Genomic DNA, 22,247 nt, shown 5'->3' with positions numbered 1-22,247 from the left:
AAAAGGGAAAAGGATTAGATTTGGACAAAAACAAGCGTTGGAACCCCCAACTTTGGTGTTATTTTTTGTTTTAGTATTGAAAAAGGATGCGGTACGTTATTCACGCTTACGATTATACCGACGATCAGGCCATGAACCGGCGTCTGGCCGTTCGTCCGAACCACTTCGATGGTGCCCGACAATTGAAAGCCGACGGCCATTTCGTCCTGGGTGGTGCGTTACTCGACCCCGACGGTAAAATGATCGGCTCCATGATGTTGCTCGATTTCGATACGGAAGACCAGTTGAACGACTGGTTGCAGAACGAGGTGTATATTTCAGGAAAAGTTTGGGAACGGATTGACATCAAGCCGTTTAGGCAAGCGGATATATGAGAAAATTTACGGTTTACGATTTTTGGTTTACGGTTGCCGAAGCATGCTATTTGTAATACGCGTCAGCAACCGTAAACCAAAAGCCGTAAACCGAATACCGAAAAACAAATGATTCAGGCAGCAATATTTGACATGGACGGCCTTCTGGTCGATTCGGAGCCGTTCTGGCGGGAAGTGGAGATTGAGGTATTTCGCACGGTGGGTCTGGAAATGGACGACGAGATGTGTAAACGCACGACCGGTTTACCCACCGACACGGTGGTGCGGTATTGGTACGAAAAATACCCCTGGCACAACCGGAGTGTGGAAGAGGTGAATGCGGATATTATTCAGGGCGCCTACGACCAGATTGGGAAACACGCGGGCCCGATGCCGGGCGTTCCGGCCATTCTGGAGTTGTTTCGGCAGCAGGGTATTCCGATGGCCATCGCGTCGGCATCGCCCATGCACCTGATCGAAGTCGTGTTGGATCGGCTGAACATCCGGTCGTATTTTACCCTCTGGCATTCGGCAACTCTGGAAAAACGCAACAAACCGCACCCGGATGTTTACCTGGGAACGGCCCGCAAACTGGGCGTCGAGCCCCACCGCTGTATCGCGTTTGAAGATTCCGGAAATGGCCTGAAATCGGCCTATGCGGCTGAGATGCTGACGGTTTCGGTGCCCGCCGATTATGAATTCGATGATCCGAAGTTTGACCTGGCTACGCTAAAAATTCCGTCGTTGACGGCATTTACCCTGTCCCACTTGCGGGAACTGGAAAATCAATTGTCAATCACACAAATAACGCGCTGAAACCCTAAACCCATTATGCCTATCCGCCTTTATCAACTTGATGCGTTTACCGACCAGCTTTTTGGCGGAAACCCGGCTGCGGTCTGCCCGCTGACGGAATGGCTACCCGACGAAACCATGCAGGCCATTGCGGCAGAAAACAACTTGGCCGAAACGGCTTTTTACGTTCCGACCGATCCCGAAAACGGTTTTTATCACATTCGCTGGTTTACGCCTACCGTGGAAGTCGACCTGTGTGGTCATGCTACGCTGGTGTCGGCCTACGTGGTGTTTTTCCTGGAAAAAACCGCGGAAGGTGATGCCATTGCGTTCGATTCACGCAGCGGCCTGCTGCGGGTTCGGCGCGAAGACGACTGGCTCGTGCTGGATTTTCCGACCGACAGCACGCACATCGCCATTCAGCCGCCAGCCCTGGAAACGAGTCTGGGCGGCATCAAACCGGTGGAAGTGCTGAAAGGAAAAACGGATTACCTGATTGTTTTCGAGAGCGAGCAGCAGATTCTGGACCTACAGCCCGACTTCCGCGAACTGGCAACCATTCCGGCGCGGGGGGTGATCGTGACGGCACCCGGCAATCCGACTGAAAGCGGCCCCATCGACTTTGTTTCCCGGTTTTTTGGCCCGCAGTCCGGCATCGACGAAGATCCGGTGACGGGGTCAGCGCACACGACCCTCATTCCGTACTGGGCCGAAAAGCTCGGCAAAACGGAGCTGACGGCCCGCCAGGTTTCCAAACGGGGCGGTTTTCTGCGGTGTAAATTGCTGGAGGATCGCGTTGAAATGGCCGGGCAGGTGAAACTCTATCTGACGGGCGAATTCGAACTTTAAAGTCCCTCGTCAACGGACGGTTTTCCGGGGCCATTCAGGAGCAGAAAGACACTCATTGCCACCAAATTAAGGGCTGGCATGGTATTTTTGTAGGTATCCTGAATGGCCACATGTCCCACCAAAACCGCCAGTACAAAGTTGATCAGCAGGAAAAAAGCCGCCCAGCGCGTCCAGAGTCCGGCAATCATCAGAATGGCACCCAGAAATTCCGCATAGGCCGACAGCGTTGCGCCGACCAGCGGCAATGGAAATCCCAGACTTTTCAGCCAGTCGGCATACCCCGGAATTCCTTCGGCGGGGTGCAAAGCCGTGTGCCCGGCCGCATCGATGAGTTGATAACCAAACGCCAGCCGGAGCAGGAAGGGCGCATAGGGGCGAAGCCGGGATAGGCGAGCGAAGGTATCTTTCATGGAAAATTTCAATTAATAGTAGGATCTAAATCTGATAATTCAGTTGCAATTACAAATTGCCCTAAATCCCCTGAAGGACGGTCGGCCGCTGCCGGACTTTTTGATCCGGACTAAGCAGTGTCCAAGTCCCCTTCAGGGGATTTAGGGGCAATAAGCAAAAGTTCTATAATAAGGTTGGTAATTTATGTCCCGTTTAAAAACAATATTTGTACTTATTCTAAATAAGTAATACTTTTATGGCGCAATGTTGAAAGCGCCATGAATGAAATGACCGAAAAATCGTTCGAATTCTCTTTTGTAGCCGAAAACGCCAAAGCGTTTGGTGCCAACCCTTTTCTGGGTGAGGTGGACTGTGTGTTCAAAAAGTGCTGCAAAAAATGGAAAAAGAAAGGGAACCACTGCAAAAAGTGTCCCGATAAGTAATAGTTTCTCCCAAGGTACCTTCTTCTTTTTTAACCGCACGCTAAAAAGATAATCGGTATTTCTGCCAACTTTGTGGCATGAAGTGCCATTATGAAATTTACGACGGTTTTCCTGCCGAAACCACCCTGCAAGGAATAATCCAATTGCACCAGCGGGTATTCTCCGGTCAGACGCCCGACCAGCTTTTTCAGGAATTTGAGGAAATGAAAAACCGCCGGTTGCTGACGATCGTGGCTACCAACGATCAAACAATTGTGGGCTATAAAATGGGGTATCAGCGTAAACCGGGTCATTTCTACAGTTGGCTGGGTTGCGTAAACCCGGATTACCGGCGGCAGGGCATCGCGGGCGAACTGATGCGCCAGCAACACGACTGGTGCAGAATCAACGGCTACCAGACCATTCGGACCCACACCCGCAATCAATGGCGCGACATGCTCATCCTGAATCTGCGACACGGTTTTGACATTATCGGTACCATCACCAGTGCCAATAGCCACACCACCTTGGTACTGGAAAAAATGCTGTAAAGCCCGGCCTTTCCGGCAGACCCAGTTTGCTCTGTTTTTGCCGGGAACTTGATCCGGTTCAGATTTGTAGTTTCGCCGATGCATCTGTACATCCACATCCCTTTCTGCAAACAAGCCTGTCACTACTGTGACTTTCATTTTAGCACCAGTCTGAAGCAGAAAACGGCGCTGGTCAAGGCCCTTTGCCGGGAAATCGAACTGCAAAAAGACTATCTGCCCACCCGTCAACTGGAGACCATTTACCTGGGTGGAGGCACGCCCTCGCTGCTGAACGAATCCGAATTGCAGCAGCTTTTCGAGACGATTCACCGGTTTTATACCGTGGCGCCGGACGCTGAAATCACGCTCGAAGCCAATCCGGACGATTTGGTGGGGCCGACGACCGACCCGCTGGCTCCGCTGCGGCTTTTTCGGCAATACGTCAACCGCTTGAGCATGGGTATTCAGTCGTTTCACGAGCCGAACTTGCGCCTGATGAACCGCGCCCATTCGGCTTCCGAAGCCGAAAAATGTGTGCAATTAGCCCGGGAAGCCGGTTTTAATAACCTCACGATCGATCTGATTTACGGCATTCCTGCCGAAACCCACAGTGTTTGGGAAGCCGATCTGGCGAAAGCACTTTCGTTCGGAATCCCGCACATTTCAGCCTATTGTCTGACGATCGAACCAGGCACGGTTTTTGGCAATTGGCAGAAAAAAGGCCGGTTACAGGCTGCCGACGATGAGTTTGCCGCCGATCAGTTTACGACACTCGTGCAAACGCTGGTGGCGAATGGCTACGAACAGTACGAAATCTCGAATTTTGCCAGACCCGGTTGGGAAGCCCGCCACAACAGCAGCTATTGGAAACGGCGACCCTATCTCGGCATCGGCCCCAGTGCGCACTCGTTCAACAACCACAGTCGGCAGTATACTGTCGCCAACAATGCGCAGTATATTCGGGCCATTGAAAAGGGCGAAATTCCGGCTACCGTCGAGGAGTTGTCGAGGGCGGATCAGGTAAACGAATACATTCTGACGGGAATGCGGACGAAATGGGGCTGTGATGTCCGGGAACTGACGGCGCTGGCCGGAACCGATTTTGAAGCACTTTGCCGGACTGAACTGCAAAATTTATACAACCGGGGCTGGCTCTCGCTCCAGAACCATCGGCTAACCTTAACCGAAGCCGGTAAACTGTTTGCCGACCGCGTAGCCGCGGAGCTTTTTGTAAGTTATGAGTGAAGAATTCTTCACTCATAACTCATTACTCTTTACTATTTTTACGTTTAATGAGTACTCTTCGTTCCGTTAAAGTCAATCGTTTGCGCTCGTCAAATCCTCCTTCGGCTTCCTCCCGTTCGGGCCAATCCCCACGTATGGGGTCTTCGCTCCGTCAGCGTCCGTGGCTGGAGCGGTCGGTTCGGCTGGTTGCCAGATTGATCACGCTGTCCTTCCTGCTTTCGTTTGGTTGGGTGGTGTTGCTGAAATACCTGCCGGTTTCGTTTACCCCGCTGATGGTTTCGCGGAAACTGGAAGCGATGGGTGAGGACCAGGACAGCAGGCTCTACAAGAACTGGACGCCTTACGAATCGATTTCGAAGGAAGTGGCGCTGGCCGTTGTGGCGTCGGAAGACCAGGCGTTTCCAACCCATTGGGGATTTGATTTCGACGAAATTCAGGATGCGATCAAAGACAACCAGCACCGGAAACGACCGCGGGGTGCCAGCACGATTTCGCAGCAGGTGGCCAAAAACGTTTTTCTGTGGAATGGTCGCAGCTACCTGCGCAAAGGACTCGAAGTCTATTTTACTTTTCTGATCGAACTGATCTGGGGCAAAGAACGCATTCTGGAAGTGTATCTGAACGTGGCCGAAACCGGCCCGCTGACCTTCGGCGTCGAGGCCGCTTCCCGGCGGTATTATGGTCATTCGGCGCAATCCCTGACGCGAACCGAGGCTGCCCGCATTGCCGCCGTTTTGCCCAATCCCCGCTTGTTCTCCATCAAAAAACCGTCGGCCTACACCCAGAAACGTACCCGCCAGATTGCCCGCCAGATGCGGTATCTGGGTGGGCGCGCTTACCTTAAAAATTTGTAAAACCGTTAATTTTTTGTATTTTTAATACGAAGAAAGGCCAGATTTAGAATAGTTATAAAACATCCTAAATCTTACATTGAAGTAAGCAGGCTTTTGTTTTAAAACGGCTTATTTCTGGCTTTTACTCATATGAAATAATCTCTGTTAATCGGGTCTGGTTACTAATTTTATTGCTAGTAATGTACACCATCGTAACGGCATCCTTTATCTGATTAGTATCACAATGCCACAGTCGGCCAAGTTATTGCATTCTCCTTCCTTACAGCGAAAAATCTATGTCATTATCGTTGATGATGATGAAGATGATCGCCATTTTATTCATCGGGCGTTTCAAAACGTAGGGGCAAAACACCAGATTCTGCAATTTGAAGATGGAGAGCAGTTGATGAGTAGTTTGCTGGAAAGCGAAGGAGCAGAAGAGAAAATTGCCCGGTGCGGACTCATTATTCTGGACGTCAATATGCACCGGATGAGCGGAATTGAAGTACTGGAAGCCATCAAAACCAACGACTCGTTAAAGCATATTCCGACCGTGATGTTATCGACCTCCATCGAGGAAGATCTGGTGCAAAAAGCTTACAATCTGGGCGCCAATGGGTATCTCCAAAAACCCAATCTGATGGACGATTACAACCACCTGGTGATTAGCATGCAGGCCTGTTTTCTGGAGGTGCCCAGCGTTCGCTGGTCCAAGCTGCTCTGAGCTTCCGGTTATTGTAATTCCGTTGTCGGGTCCCAAAGCAATTTTCCGAATTCCACGACGCGGTCGTCCTGTACCTGAACTCCTTCGGCCGCTAACAAATCCTGCATGGCGGTTGGGCTGCCAAAAAAATGCTTGCCGGACAGAACGCCGATGCGGTTGACAACGCGGTGGGCCGGTACATCGCGCCCGTGGGCCGCGTTCATGGCCCAGCCCACCATGCGAGCCCCGGCGCGCAGGCTCAGATACTGAGCAATGGCGCCGTAGGTCGTCACCCGCCCCGCCGGGACGAGCCGAACCACGTCATATACATCTTCAAAGTAATCGCGGTGTTCCATACTCCCCCCAATCAGGGCTATTTCTCTTCGATTTCCTTCACCAGCTCGCCATACCAGGCCGGGCCATACATGCGGATCAGGGGTTCTTTCAGAAACTTGTAGACTTCGACGCCCAGTTGTTCGCCAAAATCACAGGCGGGGCTGCAAATGGGCCAGCGGTCGTAATTGAGGGCGTGAAAACTGTCGTATTTGGTGATCCGGATCGGATACAGGTGGCACGAAATGGGTTTCTTGAAATCCACTTTGCCATCATTATACGCTTCCTCGATGCCGCATTTCAGAATACCACGCTTATCGTAATTGGCAAAAACACATTCGCGCCCTTCAATGGTGGTCGTAACAAAACCGCCGTCCTCGTCCGATTCGTACAAGCCGTGCTTTTCGATGGCGGCAACGCCTTCGGGCATCAGGTACGGTTTGACCAGCGGATAGATTTCGTCCAATACCGCCAGTTCCGAGGTCTCCAGCGGTGCGCCCAGATCACCCTCGACGCAGCAGGCACCCTTGCATTTGTCCAGGTTACAAACGAAAAACTTTTCGGCTACATCATCGCTGATGCAGGTATTATCAATGAGGATCATGGATTTATCGGACGAGTCTTATTTCTTGATTATTTTCAACTGCTGCCCCACGTTGACTCCGCCACCCGAAAGCTGGTTCCAGGTCTGGATTTGCTCAACTGTAACGCCGTATTGCTTCGAAATGCGGAACATGGTTTCGCCTTTCTGCACCGTGTGATACACGATTTCTTCCGAAACCTTCGCATCGACCGCCGGACTGCCGGACGCGGCAGGCTGGCTTCTGGATACGGCCCCTTCACCTTTGATTACCAGCGATTGACCCACCGCCAGTTTGTCGTTCTGGGTCAGGCGGTTCCAGGCCAGCAGATCGTTGACCGAGACGTTGTAGAGCCGCGAAATGCTGTAATACGTTTGTCCCGGTTCTACCCGGTGCGTCATCGATCCGGCAGACCGTGTCGTTGTTGCGGGGGCCGAACTGGTGCGGGTTATTCTGGACGATGATTCTTCCATTGGTTCGGCCGCGGGGCGTTTGGCACTGGCGGTTACGGGAGCGGATGTACCCGGTTTCCGCTCGGCTGGACGGCTGACCGGTGCCGCGGTGGTAGTCCGGCTGGGGGCAGGAGCCGGTTCGCTGTCGAAGTCGGTCGAGCGTTCCGGACGAACGATAACAACCCGTTGCGTCGAACCGGAATTCTGCGTAGTGACCGTCGGCGTGCTGGCAACCGTCGGCTCAGAAACCGGCGGTTTTACCACGGCGTTCTCCTGATTGTCAACGGGTCGGCTGGTGGGTGCGCTGCCGGGCGTGGTGGTCGTTACGCGCGTATCCGGGGCTGGCGAAGGAGTGCTTGTGCTTGCCGGAGCGTCCTTCGATTCAACCAGTTTTGGTGAATACAGTTTGCGTTCGGAGGCATTTCTGGGAATGGCATTCGCCGGGCGATCGGAAGGCGTCGACTGGCTCATCCGGTTGTCGCTTGGGCTGGGTTGGCTGGCAATCGGTCGGGAAGCAGGAGCGGGTGTGGCCGGTGTTTTGATGATTTCGACGGGTTTGTTGCCCGGACGGCGTTCGCGCAGCCACATGACCCGGCCCACCTGCAAACGGTCGGAGCGGTCGATGCGGTTGTAGCGCAGGAGTTTTTTCAGCCGGAGGCCATACATCTGCGAAATGCTGCGCACGGTTTCTCCCACCTGCACCGTGTGGTGTGGAACAACCGCCTTCCGCATTTTCTTCGCCAGATAATAGACTTCATTTTCAGTGACCGGGTCACGGTCACTCATGTCGTTGTAACGCAGAAAACTCGATACGCTGACCCGGGCTTTGCGGGCCAGTGTCGAGGCATTGTCACCCGCCAGGGCCTGAATACCCGGCAAACCGTTGATTTCATACAACACCACATCCGGTTTGCCTTTCGAATAATTGACTTTGCGCAAGACCGGAAAACCGGTGTCGAATTTCGCCCTCGTCACTACTTCCGGGGCTTTGGTTTGCGCGACCAGTTTGGCTTGCTGGGCCTGACGCCGGAGCGCAGCCGCCTGATCGCCCGTTGCCGGAATGGCCAGAACGTATTCTTTATCGGACGGAATCTGGTCGCCCAGAATCCAGCGGTTGTATTTCCGGATTTCCGGTTCGCTGATTTTCAGATCTTGCGAAACCCGGGCCACGCTTTTTCCACTGCCATACGGATATTCGATCAGCGCTACGGAATTTGCCGTTTGAAAAGAAGGCAAAACGCTTTCGAAAGCCAGTTTGTGGGCAAAAAAACGAAGAATGTAGCGGTCGGTTTTGCTGTCCAGCGTGACTTCCTGGGCGTAAGACCATTCGGCCGGAACGAGTTTGCTGATGCCGGTGGTGCCGAGGTAATACGAAAACAGGGACGATACCCAGTTGTTGTAAACCGTATTGTTTCGTTTGAAATACCGGGCGGCTCCGCGCGTGGAGGCAACGATGCTTTTGCGCTCGTCCACTTCGTCATCGACGCGCATGCCGTGGTCGGTAGCGGTTTCTTTCTTGAATTGCCAGTAGCCAACGGCGGTCGAGGACGAAACCGCGTCGGGAACCAGCGAGCTTTCCTGAACGGCCAGATATTTCAGATCGACCGGTACTTCTTCTTCCGCCAGAATGGATTCGATCAGCGGAAAGTAGAGAACCACGCGGTCGAGTTTGGCGTCCCAGTATTTTTTGTTGGATTGAACCAGAGAGGTAATGTCCTGTCGGATAATTCGGCGGGCGCCTTCGTCAAAACGGACTGTCAGATCGGCGAAGCGGATGGATTCGGGAATGTCGGCGGGAACCTGAGCAACGCCGGAGAGAACGAAAAAAGGGGCAAAGAAAAGAAAAAAGGGGAGAGTCAAAAGTCTCTTTTTCATACGCTGTTATCGTTTGTAAATCATCATTAATCCGTCCCGTACGGGCAGCAAAACCTGCTCGACGCGCGGATCCTCACTCACTTTTCGGTTAAAATCAAGCACTGCCTGCGTGTCTTTGTCGGCCCGGCGTTCGGCGGCCGTGCGGCCCTTCCCAACGGGCCGGACAACCTTGCCGCTCCACAGAACATTATCAGCTAAAATGATGCCACCCGGTCGCACCTTGTCGAAAACCAGGTCGTAATACAAACTATAATTTTCTTTGTCGGCATCGATAAAGACCAGATCGAACGGCCCTTCGAGGGTCGGGAGCAGTTCGGGGGCCAGGCCCAGCCGGAGGTCGATCCGCGAACCGACCGGCGACTGATTCCAGTAGGAGCGGGCAAAGGACTCCAGTTCGTCGTCTTTTTCGATGGTAGTCAGCACGCCATCGTCAGCCAGCCCTTCGGCCAGACACAGGGCCGAATACCCCGTAAAGGTGCCAATTTCGAGAATTCGATGGGGACGGAGCATCCGGGAAATCATGGCTAAAAACCGCCCCTGCAAATGGCCGGAAAGCATCCGCGGATAGAGCATCCGGGCGCGGGTGTTTCGATTAAGCTGGCGCAGCAACTCGCTTTCGGGCGAGGTATGCGCTTCGGAATACGCTGAAATTTCAGGTGGCAAAAAATCCATGCCGGTTGACTGTGAGCCTGTTCGGCCCGGTTTACTTTAGGCGGTTGAAAACGAAACCCGGTGGCCGTGTAAAAATACGACTATTCTGTTAACGGGAATGGGCCGTTCCTATTTTATCATTGTATCTTTATAGGAGCGAACGGGAAGCGCAGTCGTTACTCGTCCTCGTCCGGCTCCGGCACAAAGGTGAGGTAGCTCAGTTGGCTTTCATCGAACATTTCGTTGGCCAGGTCCTGCATCAAACCGGCATCGACTTCCCGGATTTCCTTGAAAATCTCCTCCAGCGAGTCCAGTTTGCCCGTGTCCAAAATGCTTTTTCCCATCGTGAGCATAAAACTCTGGTTGCTTTCTTCCGACATCGCCAACTGGCCCATCAACTGCTCTTTCGTGTTGTGAAGTTGCAGTTTGGTGAGCGTTTTTTCGCGCAGGGCTTTCAGTTCGCGGGTGATGAGCGCGCTGCTGCGGTCGAGGTGTTTTTGGTCGGTGCCGAAGTAAATTCCCAGAAAACCGGTATCCAGAAAGGGCGTGTAGCTGGCTTCGATGGAATAGACCAGCCCGAATTTTTCGCGCAGGTTCATGTTCAGCCGGGAGTTCATGCCCGGTCCGCCGAGCAGGTTGACCAGCATGAAAAACGGCAACCGGCGGGGATCGGCCAGGGCATACGACGGGCGGCCAATGGCGCACTGGGCCTGCGTGATGGGCCGCTCGACGGTCACCCGCTGCGGTTCATAACTTTCGGGTGCCAGCCGTTTCCGCTCCGAGGTGCGGTGCGGAATGTCGATCAGGTATTTGGATGCAATCTTTTTGACCTTGCTGAAGGGCAGGTTGCTGACCGACGAAAAAACAACCCGTTCGGTGTCGAGATTGTCGACGATAAACGACTGGAGTTGGTCCCGCGTGAAGGATTTGACGGTTTCGGGTGTGCCGAGGATGTTGCCGCCCAGCGGGTGATTCTTGAAAACCACCTGGTCGAAATCGTCCTGGAGCGCATCTTCGGGCGAGTCGTAATACATCGCCATTTCTTCCAGAATCACGCTCCGTTCTTTTTCGATCTGCTTTTCGGGAAACACCGAATGGAAAGCAATGTCGGCCAGCAGTTCCGTGGCTTTTTCGAAATGCAACCCCAGAACCGACGCGTGAAAGCAGACTTTCTCCTTGGTCGTGTAGGCATTCAACTCACCCCCCACGGTTTCGAGCCGGTTGATGATGTGAAAGGATTTGCGTTTTTTGGTCCCCTTGAACGCCATGTGTTCCCAGAAGTGGGCCAGGCCCTCCTGTTGGGGCAATTCGTCGCGGCTGCCGATGTCGAGCATGATGCCGCAATGGGCAATTTGGGTATGCGGTACTTGTTTATGAACAATCCGGATTCCGTTCGGTAAAGTATATACTTCGTAATCTTCCATTCTTTTCCAACCCTTTTGGAATGCATAGGGTCTGATAATCAGCTATACCGGCGGTTGTTTGCTGCGCGTGCAGTTGCAGGTACAGAATTAAAAACTAAATTTAGTCAAAGAATAGTTCATCCCAATACAACGATGAAGACAATCTACCTGCTGTCGTTCGGTTTACTCGTTTTAAGTCATGGGTTGTTTGCGCAACGACTCAGCCCGCAGATCGGTCTGAATGGGGTGCCGTTATTTGATAAAACCGTAGAAGTGAACGCGACGGTGTTGAGAACGCCAGAGTATGAAATATTCCTTCACGGCGGTTATTCTTTTCCTCGCAATTACCTGAAAAATAAAAATGATTTTGAATGGCAATATTGGGAGGGAAAATCGAGTGGTGCTTATTTACGGGTAGGAGGAAGAGCTTTTCTAAATTCAAACAGGAAGTTTCGGATGTTTCTGGGTGTGCAGTTAACGGAGAGCTACCTCAAACAATCTGGCACGAACTATCATGTTATTGAATGCATTGTGGCGCCTTGTTATCCTCTTGAAAGTGCCGCGGCTAAAAAAACTAACGCGTTGAGTGCCGGTATTACAGGCGGATTCAGGAGTAACCTCGCTTCGCGTTTGTCGCTGGATCTGGGAATTCAGGCCAATACGTATGTCTTTGAAAAGCCCGATTTATTGAACAATATGGTGTACGTGCCGGGCGTTGGCAGAAAACCGGTGCAAGGTGTCGCGTCGATTCAGTACACACTAAAAGGCCGGTGAATGGCCCTCTTTCCGGTTTATACGGTCTTAGGAGGATCTACAAGATGATTCATCCCTACGGGATTTTGGACCTATCTCTTTCATTCTCTACCCCCGGTTTTAACCGGGGTCTACAAGATGATTCATCCCTACGGGATTTTGGACCTATCTCTTTCATTCTCTACCCCGGTTGAAACCGGGGTCTACAAGATGATTCATCCCTACGGGATTTTGGACCTATCTCTTTCATTCTCTACCCCCGGTTAAAACCGGGGTCTACAAGATGATTCATCCCTACGGGATTTTGGACCTATCTCTTTCATTCTCTACCCCGGTTGAAACCGGGATCTACAAGATGATTCATCCCTGCGGGATTATCGAATCCATACAAATCCCGTAGGGATGAATCATCTTGTAGCAGTGGGTTTTAACCCGCTGGAAGAGGGATTATCGTATCCACACAAATCCCGTAGGGATGAATCATTTTGTAGTAGCAGTGGGTTTTAACCCGCTGGAAGAGGGATTATCGTATCCACACAAATCCCGTAGGGATGAATCATTTTGTAGCAATCGATTTTAACCCGCTGGAAGAGGGATTATCGTATCCACACAAATCCCGTAGGGATGAATCATTTTGTAGCAGTTGTTTATACCGATCGAAACCGCGCCGGTTTTGTCGGCCGGAACCGGAGGACTAATTCCGTGAAAAATACGACCACGACTCCCAAAATCGAGAGAATAACCCACGGCATTTCATGCAGCGGTGGCGACAATTCAAGGGATGTGAAAACCCGGTATTTGAGCAATTCCTTGCGCAATGTACTCATGTCCGACACATCGAATGCCTGGTTGAAATGGATTTTGCGTCCGTTCCGGGTGCCATCGATCCGGATCGAGAGCGTTTTCTCGTCGTCACTAATGCGCATTCGCAGCGAAGATTGGGCCATGGCGACCGTGCTGATGGTTAGGAACAGGCTGATCAAAAGGAGTTTCATAAGATTTGTTGTTTGGTTTTATTCACTGCGTAAGCTTTTTACCGGATTCACCAGCGCGGCTTTGATGGTCTGAAAACTGACCGTCGCCAGCGCAATCAGGATGGCGGACAGGCCAACACCGGCCAACACCCAGAAGCTGATCTGAATGCGCTCCCGGTAATGGTCGAGCCAGGTATTCATCAGAAACCAGGCAATCGGAAGGGCAATCAGCAGCGCAACCACAACCAGCTTGACAAAGTCCTGCGAAAGCACCACGATGATGTTTGGAATGCTGGCGCCCATCACTTTCCGGATGCCGATTTCTTTCGTGCGCTGTTCGATCACCATCATCGCTACGGCAAACAATCCCAGGCAGGACAACAAGATGGCAATGCCGGCCGCCAGGCTACAGATTTTTGCCATCTGTTCTTCGTTCTGGTACCAGGCATCGACATTGGCGTCCATAAACATGCCCATAAATTCCGATTGCGGGGCCACTTCCTGCCAGACGGCTTTCAGCTTTTCCATCGAACCCGCCAGACTTTGCGGAGTGACGCGGATAAAGATGTAGTGGATGGTTTCCGAATGAGAAAGGTGCATCGTAATGGGGCGGTTTTCATCGGCCAGCGAATACAAATGGAAATCCGGAATGACGCCGATAATTTCCGATCTAGCACCGGTCGTATCTTCATCGTCGCCCATAAACACGCCCACCGGTTTGGGTTCGCCCAGCATTTTGGCCATGCTTTCGGTAATAACAATCCGGTTTACCGAATCTGTCGAATAGGAGCGGCTAAAGTCACGGCCCGCTACCGGTTTAATATTCAGCGTTTTGAGGTAATCGTAATCGACCAGCAGGATATCCGTAGCGACCTCTCTTCCCTTGTATTTAAATCCGGCGGAGGTGCGCGAACTGACCCGATCCTGCCCGCGACCGATGTTGACGCTCGTGCCCGTTACGGCCAGTACCGCAGGATCGGTTGCGAGCTTGTTGCGGAGCCGCCCGAGCACTTGGCGACCGTCGACCTGATTGCCCACCGGAATGCTGATGACCTGTTCTTTTTCAAAACCGAGGGGTCGGGTGCGCAGATGATCGACCTGCTGGGCGGCAATGATCGTGCAGCAGGCCAGCAAACACGACATCGCGAATTGGGTAACGATCAGTGAGTTGCGTAAAACGCCCGGCCGTTTCATCGACAGTTTGCCTTTCAGCACTTCCACCGCGTTGAACTTCGCCATTTGCCAGGCCGGATAGCCACCGGCCACGAAGGTAACGAGAAAAAATACGCCGAAAATCAGGCCCACAAAACCGGGTTTGAGCAGGTATTCCAGTTTCAGCCGGGCGTCGAACGTAGCGTTGAACTGCGGCATCAGCAGGTAGGTGAGCAGGATGCCGACTAAAAAGCCCACCAGACAAAGTAGGGTCGATTCGCCCCAGATCTGGACAAAAAGCTGGTTTTTGAGCGCTCCCAACGATTTCCGGACGCCAACTTCCCGGGCACGGGTAAACGACCGGGCGATGCTCAGGTTAATGAAATTGATGCTGGCAATCAGTAGGATAAAAGCGGCCATGCCCAGCAGCGTGTAAACGATCGCAATCGGGGTACCTTTTCCGCCGGAGATTTCCCGGTCAAAATGCACCTTGGAAAGCTGCTGCAATCGGACAGCAAACACATCACCCCGTTGATCGGGCCGGGCTTTTTTCTCTTTAAGGTCTTTCAGCGCACCGGAGAAGTATTTTTGAGCAAATGGTTTCAGTCGGTTTTCGAACGTAGCCTGATCGACCTGGGGCGGCAATTTTAGGTAAACTGTATAAAAATGGCCATTCCACTGTTCTTTGTTATTCTGATAGTTCGGCGCATTTTCGATTCGGACCAGAGCATCGTACTGAATCGACGAATTGTTGTAGGGAGCATCGCCGATGACGCCGGTGACGACATACTGCTTCTGATCGGCGTCGCGGCCCACCAGCACGGTTTTGCCAATCGGGTTTTCGGTGCCAAAAATGGTCGTCGCCATGTTCTCGCTGAGAACGATGCTGCTCAGGTCGCGAAGCGCGATTTCCCGGTTTCCTTTGAGGAGAGGAAATGAAAAGATTTTCAAAAAATCCTGGTCGGTGTGCAGCAGCAGCTTGTCGAAATACTTGCCTTTCGCTTCTACCAGGCTTTTCCGACCGCTCATCATTCGGGTTGCGGCTTCCAGCTCGGGATAGTCGGCTTTCAGAGCCGACACAAAAGGCAACGGCATGTTGGCACTGCGCGTCGCTTTTTCCGGATCATTCGAGAAAAGATAGGTCTTGAAAATTCGGTCGCCATCCTGGTGAAAGGAGTCGTAGGTCAACTGTAGATAGGACGTCAGGAACAGAAAAACGCAGATGCAGAAGGCCACCGAAAGGCCCACCACGTTGATGGCTGCGTATTCTTTGCTTTTCCAGAGGTTGCGAAAGGCGATTTTTAAATAATTACGGAGCATGTCTGGTTGCAGAAAAAAAGGTTGGCGTTCGTCACGTAATGGGTATCGGTGAGCGGTTTTTGAAACCGGATGGGCAGACGGTTTGATGAAATGGGCCGTTCGTCGTTTCAGAAAATACGGTCGGCAGAATTTGATCACTTCCAGGGCGTACAGCCGACGGGCTTTCCGGACGCCAAATTCGACAACCTGATCGGCAAACTGTTCGTGCAGGTCACCCAGGAGTTCTTCCTGCAAAGCGGGGGGGCACAATCCCTTCAGTAAACGGTCGGCCCAGGCGGGTGGTTGGGGAGTATTCATGGGCTATGACCAGGAAGGGTTGGGAATGGACTCCCAGAGTCCGTTGCGTACCTGCCGCATCTCACTCAAGGTTTGTTTGCCGGCTGCCGTGATGCCAAATAACCGCTTTCGACGGCCACCCCGCGCGGCTGTGGCACCGCCTAGCTCGGAGCTGACGAATCCTTTTTCCTCCAGACGATACAAGGCGATGTGAACACCGCTCAGGCTGATGACGCGATCCGTACGCTGCTTGAGTTCAGCCGCAATCGTCACGCCATACGCACTTCCGTCCAGCACCGCAACGGTAAGTAAAACCAGTTCTTCAAATTCGCCCAGATACGGTCTTCCCATGATTTTCGTATTTCCTTGTTATTTGCTAAACAAATGCCTTGCCAAACTGCCAGAATGCCTTTCTGGTTGTAACAGGGGCGGTTTTGATGGCGGGCTGAAAGGAAATTTGTCCAGAAACGGACAGCGGATGTACACAAATGGACAGAATCCGATCTCCGGTTTTTGGAATCAGGGGTTTTTAATCTAATATTGAACTGCTTAACTTGACGAGAGGTAAAGGCCATCCTGAAATTTGTTAAATGAATCAACCGCCCCGGTTTCTCATTGTCCAAACCGCTTTCATCGGCGATGTCATTCTGGCCACGTCACTGGTCGAAAAACTCCATTTCCATTTTCCGGATGCCACGATCGACTTTTTGCTTCGGAAGGGAAACGAAGGATTACTGAAAAATAATCCGCACTTGAATGACGTACTAATCTGGGACAAAAAAAATGGTAAATACCGGGACTTGCTGCGCTTGATCCGGCTCATCCGCCCCCGTCGCTACGACAAGGTGATCAACCTGCAACGCTTCGGTGCAACGGGTTTACTCACGGCACTGTCGGGAGCCGAAGAAACCGTTGGGTTTGAGAAAAATCCGTTTTCCCGCTTCTTTACTTACGGCATCGATCATCGGATTGCGCCTGATATTCACGAGATTAACCGCAATACGGAACTGGTTAGCTGGTTTACGAATCATGCTGCGCTGAAGCCAAAGTTATATCCATCGTCCGGCGATTTTGAGCGTGTAAAACCGTATCAGACCAAACCCTACATTTGCCTGGCACCGACATCGGTCTGGTTTACGAAACAATATCCGGAAGAAAAATGGATGGACTTTTTGCGGCAGCTACCGCCTTCGCTGACGGTATATTTGCTGGGCGCTCCGTCGGATTCTGAAGCCGCGGAGCGAATTCGGCAGGGGGGCGACAGCGAACGGGTGGTGAATCTTTCCGGCAAGCTATCGTTTCTGGAATCGGCGGCTTTGATGAAAGGGGCTTTGATGAATTACGTCAACGATTCGGCTCCCCTGCACCTGGCGTCGGCGGTGAACGCTCCGACAACGGCTATTTTCTGTTCAACCATTCCGCAGTTCGGTTTCGGGCCGCTGGCCGACGATTCGCACCAGATCGAGATTGAGGAAATTCTCGACTGCCGTCCCTGCGGTCTGCACGGGCGCAAAAAATGTCCGCTGGGCCATTTTCAGTGTGCCTACGGAATCCGGACGGAGCAACTGATGCAGCGACTTCCTACGTAAGTTCGTTGAAACACATCCGCTTTGGCAACGGTTTCTACCCTATTACACCTTGTCTATTGCTATGCTGAATGTAGGAGAGGTAGCACGACTCATTTTCGAGCGTCTGGAAGGCTGGGTCAAAACCGCCGTTCTGTATGTGCCGAATCTGGCGGTGGCGCTGCTGGTCATTGTTATTTTTAACTTCATATCCCGGTATTTTCGCAGGCTGGTGGTGCGGGCTTTCGATCGGTTTAGCGATAATCTGTCGCTCATCAACCTGACCGGAACCGTCGCCCAGTTGGTCGTCATGACGCTGGGTTTGTTCATTGCGCTGGACATTCTGGGCCTCGAAAAAACCGTGGCGTCGTTGCTGGCGGGGGCCGGTGTGCTGGCGCTGGCCATCGGTTTTGCGTTTCAGGACCTGACGGCCAACTTCATTTCGGGGACGATCATTGCCCTTCAGCGACCTATTGAAGTCGGCGACGTAGTGGAGACCAACGGTTTTCTGGGAAAAGTGGTCCGTATCAAACTGCGTTCGATTGTGCTGGACAATTCGGCGGGGCAAACCATCGAAATACCGAGCAAGGATATTTTTCAGAAACCCATCACCAACTTCTCCCGCACCGGCGAACGGCGGATCGAACTAACGGCGGGGGTGTCGCACCTCGATGATTTGAGCAAAGCCCAGCGGGTGGCGATCAGCGCCGTAAAAGCCCTGCCGTTTATTCGGAAAGACAAACCGGTTGAAATGCACTATAAGGGCGTTTCGCTGGAAATGATCCAGTTTCTGGTCTGGTTCTGGATCGATCCGAACAAAGTGGACGCCACCAAAGCCCTGAGCGAAGCCATTATCGCCGTCAAGAAAGCCTTCGGCGAAAACGATGTGCTGATGCTCTTTCCGCCCCACACCTACGACCTGAAAAAACGCGCCAACGAGTCAGCCGAGTCGTCCAATCAATAGGTTTCGTATTCGTACTGCTCCAGAAGGGTAGAGTTTTCGGCTAATAACCGTCTGACTGGCAGATTGTTATCGTAAACGTAGCGGTATTCGCTAACCGTTGGTTTAGCCTGTGTCCCTGCTTCTACCTGATACGTAGAGGCTCGAATGCAGTTGTTTTTCGACCAGCTCATCTGATCGAAAATCGGGCATTCGGCCAGGCAATATGGATTGGGTTTGTTGTCGTATTCATACACGATCCGGCGGGTGGTGGTGGTGGCGGCTGCGTTCCGTTGCAGGGGTGTGGTCGTCACGGTTTCTTCGACCAGGTTGCCGATGGCGTCGTAGCGATACTGGCTGGCGGTCAAAGTAACTGGTGAGCGCCCGGCCATTTCGCCCCGGGGCGGGTACGTATACCGCTGACGGCCCACAATCTGACCGGTGGCATTGTAGATCAGGGAGTCCGTAAAAAAGAGCGATTTTTCGGGTTTATCCAGCGAAAGTCCCTTGCGGAGCAGGTAACGTTCTTTCGAATTCAGGCGTCCTTCCTTGCTGTAGTTATACTGTTCCGAATAACCGTAATTCCAGGGCGTTTCGGGGGTTTGGTACCGCATCGAATAGGTGGTCAGTTTGCCACTGGTGCCGTAACTATGCTGAAACTGACTGAGTGGTGCCTGTTCGCGGGTGAGTTCCTCCTTACTGAGTTTACCGGCGGCATCGTAGAAAAACTGCCGGATCGTGCCGTCGGTGTAGGTGATTTTCTTGAGTCGATTTTGGGCAACGGCGGGTTGGATACTGGCAAATCCGACTACTAAACTGAGAAACAAGAAGGAAAATAACGTTTTCTGCATAACGTTGAGTCTGTATTGGGTTTACGAGTCGATTGCAAAAACTATGCCCGTAAAAAAAGCCACTCTAAAAAGGGCGGCTTTTACGGCGGAATGCGCCAAATTAATTTTTACGGTACTGCTCGATGATCTTGTAGAGTGCCTTCTGCTTTTCCAGTTCCGGAAAAAAATCGAACAACAGAACGTGCTGGTCGTAATTGAGTGTCAGAGCCGCTTCCAGACTAACAAGTGCTTCGCGATACATACCGGCATGAATGAGGTAAATCACAGCCCGGTAGTATAAATCCGCTTCCTGCGGCAGTTCCTCGATGCCCATCTCGATGATTTCGTGGGCGCGGGTGAAATCCCCCTGGTCGAACATCACGAGCGACCATTGCAGGTATACATCGACGTTGGCCGGATCAGCTTCGACGGCTTTCTCAAACGCTTCGAGACTCGATATGCCATTGCCCAGTTTATACTCGGTTTCGGCCAGGGCGAGCCAGTATTCCGCATTTTTCTCATTCAGTTTCAGGGCTTTCCGCAAAAACGGAATGGATTCGTGCCATTTGCCCAGTTCACTCAGACAAACGCCGATGCCATAATAGCCTTCGTCCCACAAACTATCGAGATGAACGGCATCGCGGTAGCGCGTGATGGCTTCTCCGTAGCGGTTTTGTTTCTCCAGACTGGCGCCCAGGTAACAATACGTTTCGGGCGTAGCTTCTTCGTATTTCAGCGTACTGCGGTAGGCTTCCTCCGCCTTCACAAACTCGCCCAGGTTCATGTACGTATTGCCGAGATTGAAATACGCCGACGCAAAATCTTCTTTGATAATCGTCGCGTAGTCATACGCTTCGGCCGCGTCTGTATACCGGCTCAGTTTGCTGTAGGCAATGCCAATGTTATACCAGGCGTTGTGCGAATAGGGGTCGCGGTCGATGAGTTGCTGGTAATAATCCAGACTATTTTCCAACTCCCCGATCAAATCCAGGCAAAACGCCAGTTCGTACAGGGAATTTTCGTTGTTAATGTTGTGGTTAATCGATGTTTTATAATTCTCGATGGCCTGCTCGTATTTTCCCCAATTCTGATAGGTTTGTCCAAGCTGAAAATAGATGTCGTCTTTCTCGTCGGCGGTTTCCAGCAGATCATTCAAAATCTCAACGGATTGTTCGAAATTTCCGGCGAGGTTGCTGATCGTTCCCTGCATGTATTGAATATCCGGGTCGCTGGGATTATACAGGGCGGCCCGATCCAGCAGACCCAGGGCCTGCTCATACTTTCCGTTGGTGGCCAGCAACTGGGCTTTATCCAGCATCAATTCCAGCGAGTAGGGGAAATTTCCGAGTCCGGCTTCGCAGGCTTTCATGGCCTTTTCCAGGTCGCCTTCTTCCATGTAATGTTCGACCATCTGCTCGTAGACATCCAGATCGAAAAATTGGTTTTCGGAGCCGTCCAGCATACTCTCAAATCGCTGTATCGAGGCCTTTATTTCGCTTTCTCTTTCCTCAAACTCTTGCTCCATATTCACTTCGTACAGGGGTTACGTATATACTATACACCACTATTCAGCGTGGAAATGTAGTAGAAATATACAACTAATAATCTATTCCGCAACTATTCGCGCAAAAAAAGGAGGTAGTGGTTTTGGACCGGTTTTCGCATGAATTGGCGATCAGTATTTTAGATCCGATTCCCGGCCAATGGTCACTGCTTCTGCTTGAAAAACACAGAAATCCGGTGAATCGTTTCGTCGGTATTGCGGTAGCGGAAAGGGAGCATTTTTTCGATCTTGCGGCCATCATACTGATATTGTCCTGATGCCGACCGGGCGGTTTCGCGGGTAATCAGCGGAGGCTTGCCCGTGATCCAGGACCGGATGGCTTCGAGGGGCCACAGCAATTGCGTCAGTTTGGGGGAAACACGGTATCGGGTTCGTTTTTTGCCCATCGCATCCGCCATCTTGTCCAGAAATTCCTTATACGACAGGCTTTTCGCGCTCAGAATAAACCGTTCGGCGGTGATGGGACTCTGCATCAACTGAAAAACCGCTTCGGCTACATCCCGCACATCGACCAGGTTGACAATCCCGGCGGGATAGAACGGTTTTTCGTCGTAGGCATATTTGAAGAGTTGCGTGCTGCTGCGCGTCCAGTCGCCTTCGCCCAGTACCAGCGACGGGTTGACCATCACGGCGTCCAACCCTTCGGCAATCCCGCGCCACACTTCCAGTTCAGCCCGGTATTTGGTTTGGCCGTAAAAGGAGTTTTGGGGCGATTCTTCCCAGCGTTGCCCTTCGTCGATCACGATAGCTGCGTTGTCGTTCCCGCCTTTGATTGTCGGGCGACCGACGGCGGCCACCGAACTGACGTAGCCCAGTTTCCGAACGCCTTTCACCAGACAGAGATTGACCACATTGGCAGTGCCTTCGACATTGACTTTGTCCATGCGGTCGCGGTCTTTCGGCGAATAGGAAATCATGGCGGCCACGTGGATCACATCGACGGTACCGTGGGCCTGCACGGTTTGAAGCGCGTCTTCCAGAGATGGAATATCCAGAATATCGCCTTCGAGCCAGGTGATGCGGTCCTGGATGTCGTTCAGTAAACCCAGATCACTGTTGGCGCGCCGGAGCGCGGCCACAGTTTGGCCCGCGTCGAGATACCGCCGGATGATGTGACTACCAATGAGGCCGTTAGCGCCGGTGATGAGGGTGATATCAGGGAGTGAGGAAGTCATTCAGAAGGTTTTCGAGGGTGATGAAACCGGGTGCCTGGCGGGTGTGGAGGTCGGTGAGGAGTTGGAGGTAGTTGGGGTCGGTTTGGATTGATGGCGTTTTTAGCTTTTCTCCCAATAATTTAGGCTTAATGGGAAAATCGTACAAAGCTAAGTTTAGATTTACTTGCTCGGCATTCCATATCAGAAAACTTTCAATGGCTTTATCAATGATAATGACATATTCAGCAGAGTCAGGCTTGTGCATGAAACAGGTTTTATTTTGCTCATTTAGGAGACTGCTCGC

At 52.1% G+C, this 22,247-nt stretch carries 23 protein-coding genes; 10 read left to right on the top strand and 13 right to left on the bottom strand.

The window, feature by feature from the left end; translation table 11 throughout:
- Window positions 1–86: 86 nt before the first annotated feature.
- From ACO064_RS10670 to ACO064_RS10660, 3 genes are all read left to right on the top strand, one after another.
- Window positions 87–374, top strand: a complete 288-nt coding sequence (locus ACO064_RS10670) for a YciI family protein (RefSeq protein WP_421827357.1) — start codon at window positions 87–89, stop codon at window positions 372–374.
- A gap of 108 nt (window positions 375–482) precedes the next feature.
- Entirely contained in the window at window positions 483–1,169 is a 687-nt protein-coding gene (gene hxpB, locus ACO064_RS10665; RefSeq protein WP_421827356.1) for a hexitol phosphatase HxpB, read from the top strand.
- Between the two features lie 15 nt (window positions 1,170–1,184).
- Window positions 1,185–1,997 carry a PhzF family phenazine biosynthesis protein gene (locus ACO064_RS10660; protein WP_421827355.1) on the top strand — a complete coding sequence of 271 codons (813 nt, stop codon included), beginning with the start codon at window positions 1,185–1,187 and terminating at the stop codon, window positions 1,995–1,997.
- On the opposite strand, the gene ACO064_RS10655 is transcribed toward ACO064_RS10660, so the two are convergent.
- Window positions 1,994–2,407, bottom strand: coding sequence for a DoxX family protein (locus tag ACO064_RS10655; RefSeq protein WP_421827354.1), 414 nt, complete (start codon window positions 2,405–2,407; stop codon window positions 1,994–1,996). The genes ACO064_RS10660 and ACO064_RS10655 overlap by 4 nt on opposite strands.
- 500 nt (window positions 2,408–2,907) lie before the next feature.
- Here ACO064_RS10655 and ACO064_RS10650 point away from each other — a divergent pair, with 500 nt between their 5' ends.
- The 4 genes from ACO064_RS10650 (at window position 2,908) to ACO064_RS10635 (ending at window position 6,141) form a co-directional block, all read left to right on the top strand.
- Entirely contained in the window at window positions 2,908–3,360 is a 453-nt protein-coding gene (locus tag ACO064_RS10650) for a GNAT family N-acetyltransferase (RefSeq protein ID WP_421827353.1), read from the top strand.
- A gap of 78 nt (window positions 3,361–3,438) precedes the next feature.
- Window positions 3,439–4,584, top strand: coding sequence for a radical SAM family heme chaperone HemW (hemW, locus tag ACO064_RS10645; protein ID WP_421827352.1), 1,146 nt, complete (start codon window positions 3,439–3,441; stop codon window positions 4,582–4,584).
- A gap of 134 nt (window positions 4,585–4,718) precedes the next feature.
- Window positions 4,719–5,438 (top strand): monofunctional biosynthetic peptidoglycan transglycosylase, encoded by a 720-nt coding sequence (gene mtgA, locus ACO064_RS10640; RefSeq protein ID WP_421827351.1) that lies wholly within the window; start codon window positions 4,719–4,721, stop codon window positions 5,436–5,438.
- Between the two features lie 223 nt (window positions 5,439–5,661).
- A complete protein-coding gene (locus tag ACO064_RS10635) occupies window positions 5,662–6,141 on the top strand; it encodes a response regulator (protein ID WP_421827350.1) in 480 nt (159 codons plus the stop codon).
- An 8-nt stretch (window positions 6,142–6,149) separates the two neighbouring features.
- Here the strand turns inward: ACO064_RS10635 and ACO064_RS10630 are convergent, their stop codons facing one another.
- The 5 genes from ACO064_RS10630 to ACO064_RS10610 all read right to left on the bottom strand — a co-directional run bounded on the left by ACO064_RS10630 (window position 6,150) and on the right by ACO064_RS10610 (window position 11,436).
- Window positions 6,150–6,476 (bottom strand): MGMT family protein, encoded by a 327-nt coding sequence (locus tag ACO064_RS10630; RefSeq protein WP_421827349.1) that lies wholly within the window; start codon window positions 6,474–6,476, stop codon window positions 6,150–6,152.
- Window positions 6,477–6,493: 17 nt separating this feature from the next.
- Window positions 6,494–7,057: a DUF3109 family protein gene (locus tag ACO064_RS10625; RefSeq protein ID WP_114409895.1), complete on the bottom strand. Its 564-nt coding sequence runs from the start codon at window positions 7,055–7,057 to the stop codon at window positions 6,494–6,496.
- Between the two features lie 18 nt (window positions 7,058–7,075).
- Window positions 7,076–9,361: a LysM peptidoglycan-binding domain-containing protein gene (locus ACO064_RS10620; protein WP_421827348.1), complete on the bottom strand. Its 2,286-nt coding sequence runs from the start codon at window positions 9,359–9,361 to the stop codon at window positions 7,076–7,078.
- Window positions 9,362–9,367: 6 nt separating this feature from the next.
- A complete protein-coding gene (locus ACO064_RS10615; RefSeq protein WP_421827347.1) occupies window positions 9,368–10,033 on the bottom strand; it encodes an O-methyltransferase in 666 nt (221 codons plus the stop codon).
- A 155-nt stretch (window positions 10,034–10,188) separates the two neighbouring features.
- Entirely contained in the window at window positions 10,189–11,436 is a 1,248-nt protein-coding gene (locus tag ACO064_RS10610) for a M16 family metallopeptidase (RefSeq protein WP_421827346.1), read from the bottom strand.
- 132 nt (window positions 11,437–11,568) lie between these two features.
- On the opposite strand from ACO064_RS10610, the gene ACO064_RS10605 reads away from it, so the two are divergent.
- Window positions 11,569–12,189, top strand: coding sequence for a hypothetical protein (locus ACO064_RS10605; RefSeq protein WP_421827345.1), 621 nt, complete (start codon window positions 11,569–11,571; stop codon window positions 12,187–12,189).
- 626 nt (window positions 12,190–12,815) lie between these two features.
- On the opposite strand, the gene ACO064_RS10600 is transcribed toward ACO064_RS10605, so the two are convergent.
- The 3 genes from ACO064_RS10600 to ACO064_RS10590 are packed head-to-tail and all read right to left on the bottom strand — an operon-like array spanning window position 12,816 to window position 16,241.
- A complete protein-coding gene (locus ACO064_RS10600) occupies window positions 12,816–13,163 on the bottom strand; it encodes a hypothetical protein (RefSeq protein ID WP_421827344.1) in 348 nt (115 codons plus the stop codon).
- Window positions 13,164–13,181: 18 nt separating this feature from the next.
- Window positions 13,182–15,911 (bottom strand): ABC transporter permease, encoded by a 2,730-nt coding sequence (locus tag ACO064_RS10595; protein ID WP_421827343.1) that lies wholly within the window; start codon window positions 15,909–15,911, stop codon window positions 13,182–13,184.
- Between the two features lie 3 nt (window positions 15,912–15,914).
- Window positions 15,915–16,241 (bottom strand): PadR family transcriptional regulator, encoded by a 327-nt coding sequence (locus ACO064_RS10590; RefSeq protein WP_421827342.1) that lies wholly within the window; start codon window positions 16,239–16,241, stop codon window positions 15,915–15,917.
- A 239-nt stretch (window positions 16,242–16,480) separates the two neighbouring features.
- Between ACO064_RS10590 and ACO064_RS10585 the strand changes: the two genes are divergently transcribed.
- Entirely contained in the window at window positions 16,481–17,479 is a 999-nt protein-coding gene (locus ACO064_RS10585; protein ID WP_421827341.1) for a glycosyltransferase family 9 protein, read from the top strand.
- A 61-nt stretch (window positions 17,480–17,540) separates the two neighbouring features.
- The gene (locus tag ACO064_RS10580; protein ID WP_421827340.1) at window positions 17,541–18,419 is read left to right on the top strand and encodes a mechanosensitive ion channel family protein; all 879 of its coding nucleotides are present in this window, start codon (window positions 17,541–17,543) and stop codon (window positions 18,417–18,419) included.
- Here ACO064_RS10580 and ACO064_RS10575 read toward each other — a convergent pair.
- The 4 genes from ACO064_RS10575 to ACO064_RS10560 form a co-directional block, all read right to left on the bottom strand.
- Window positions 18,413–19,246, bottom strand: a complete 834-nt coding sequence (locus tag ACO064_RS10575) for a hypothetical protein (protein WP_421827339.1) — start codon at window positions 19,244–19,246, stop codon at window positions 18,413–18,415. The genes ACO064_RS10580 and ACO064_RS10575 overlap by 7 nt on opposite strands.
- Window positions 19,247–19,346: 100 nt before the next feature.
- Window positions 19,347–20,750: a tetratricopeptide repeat protein gene (locus ACO064_RS10570; protein ID WP_421831009.1), complete on the bottom strand. Its 1,404-nt coding sequence runs from the start codon at window positions 20,748–20,750 to the stop codon at window positions 19,347–19,349.
- Between the two features lie 182 nt (window positions 20,751–20,932).
- Entirely contained in the window at window positions 20,933–21,964 is a 1,032-nt protein-coding gene (locus ACO064_RS10565; protein ID WP_421827338.1) for an SDR family NAD(P)-dependent oxidoreductase, read from the bottom strand.
- The gene (locus tag ACO064_RS10560) at window positions 21,945–22,208 is read right to left on the bottom strand and encodes a hypothetical protein (RefSeq protein WP_421827337.1); all 264 of its coding nucleotides are present in this window, start codon (window positions 22,206–22,208) and stop codon (window positions 21,945–21,947) included. Before ACO064_RS10560 ends, ACO064_RS10565 begins: the two co-directional genes overlap by 20 nt.
- Window positions 22,209–22,247 lie beyond the last annotated feature (39 nt).

Source organism: Larkinella sp., assembly GCF_965227735.1.
Classification (GTDB): domain Bacteria; phylum Bacteroidota; class Bacteroidia; order Cytophagales; family Spirosomataceae; genus Larkinella.
Note: the sequence above shows the minus strand (reverse complement) of the source record. Positions and strands in the feature narration are given on the sequence as shown.

Coding starts and splice junctions, on each gene's coding strand:
- ACO064_RS10670 (WP_421827357.1), top strand. CDS start 87: ATGCGGTACGTTATTCACGCTTACGATTATACCGACGATCAGGCCATG.
- hxpB (WP_421827356.1), top strand. CDS start 483: ATGATTCAGGCAGCAATATTTGACATGGACGGCCTTCTGGTCGATTCG.
- ACO064_RS10660 (WP_421827355.1), top strand. CDS start 1,185: ATGCCTATCCGCCTTTATCAACTTGATGCGTTTACCGACCAGCTTTTT.
- ACO064_RS10655 (WP_421827354.1), bottom strand. CDS start 2,407: ATGAAAGATACCTTCGCTCGCCTATCCCGGCTTCGCCCCTATGCGCCC.
- ACO064_RS10650 (WP_421827353.1), top strand. CDS start 2,908: ATGAAGTGCCATTATGAAATTTACGACGGTTTTCCTGCCGAAACCACC.
- hemW (WP_421827352.1), top strand. CDS start 3,439: ATGCATCTGTACATCCACATCCCTTTCTGCAAACAAGCCTGTCACTAC.
- mtgA (WP_421827351.1), top strand. CDS start 4,719: ATGGGGTCTTCGCTCCGTCAGCGTCCGTGGCTGGAGCGGTCGGTTCGG.
- ACO064_RS10635 (WP_421827350.1), top strand. CDS start 5,662: ATGCCACAGTCGGCCAAGTTATTGCATTCTCCTTCCTTACAGCGAAAA.
- ACO064_RS10630 (WP_421827349.1), bottom strand. CDS start 6,476: ATGGAACACCGCGATTACTTTGAAGATGTATATGACGTGGTTCGGCTC.
- ACO064_RS10625 (WP_114409895.1), bottom strand. CDS start 7,057: ATGATCCTCATTGATAATACCTGCATCAGCGATGATGTAGCCGAAAAG.
- ACO064_RS10620 (WP_421827348.1), bottom strand. CDS start 9,361: ATGAAAAAGAGACTTTTGACTCTCCCCTTTTTTCTTTTCTTTGCCCCT.
- ACO064_RS10615 (WP_421827347.1), bottom strand. CDS start 10,033: ATGGATTTTTTGCCACCTGAAATTTCAGCGTATTCCGAAGCGCATACC.
- ACO064_RS10610 (WP_421827346.1), bottom strand. CDS start 11,436: ATGGAAGATTACGAAGTATATACTTTACCGAACGGAATCCGGATTGTT.
- ACO064_RS10605 (WP_421827345.1), top strand. CDS start 11,569: ATGAAGACAATCTACCTGCTGTCGTTCGGTTTACTCGTTTTAAGTCAT.
- ACO064_RS10600 (WP_421827344.1), bottom strand. CDS start 13,163: ATGAAACTCCTTTTGATCAGCCTGTTCCTAACCATCAGCACGGTCGCC.
- ACO064_RS10595 (WP_421827343.1), bottom strand. CDS start 15,911: ATGAATACTCCCCAACCACCCGCCTGGGCCGACCGTTTACTGAAGGGA.
- ACO064_RS10590 (WP_421827342.1), bottom strand. CDS start 16,241: ATGGGAAGACCGTATCTGGGCGAATTTGAAGAACTGGTTTTACTTACC.
- ACO064_RS10585 (WP_421827341.1), top strand. CDS start 16,481: ATGAATCAACCGCCCCGGTTTCTCATTGTCCAAACCGCTTTCATCGGC.
- ACO064_RS10580 (WP_421827340.1), top strand. CDS start 17,541: ATGCTGAATGTAGGAGAGGTAGCACGACTCATTTTCGAGCGTCTGGAA.
- ACO064_RS10575 (WP_421827339.1), bottom strand. CDS start 19,246: ATGCAGAAAACGTTATTTTCCTTCTTGTTTCTCAGTTTAGTAGTCGGA.
- ACO064_RS10570 (WP_421831009.1), bottom strand. CDS start 20,750: ATGGAGCAAGAGTTTGAGGAAAGAGAAAGCGAAATAAAGGCCTCGATA.
- ACO064_RS10565 (WP_421827338.1), bottom strand. CDS start 21,964: ATGACTTCCTCACTCCCTGATATCACCCTCATCACCGGCGCTAACGGC.
- ACO064_RS10560 (WP_421827337.1), bottom strand. CDS start 22,208: ATGCACAAGCCTGACTCTGCTGAATATGTCATTATCATTGATAAAGCC.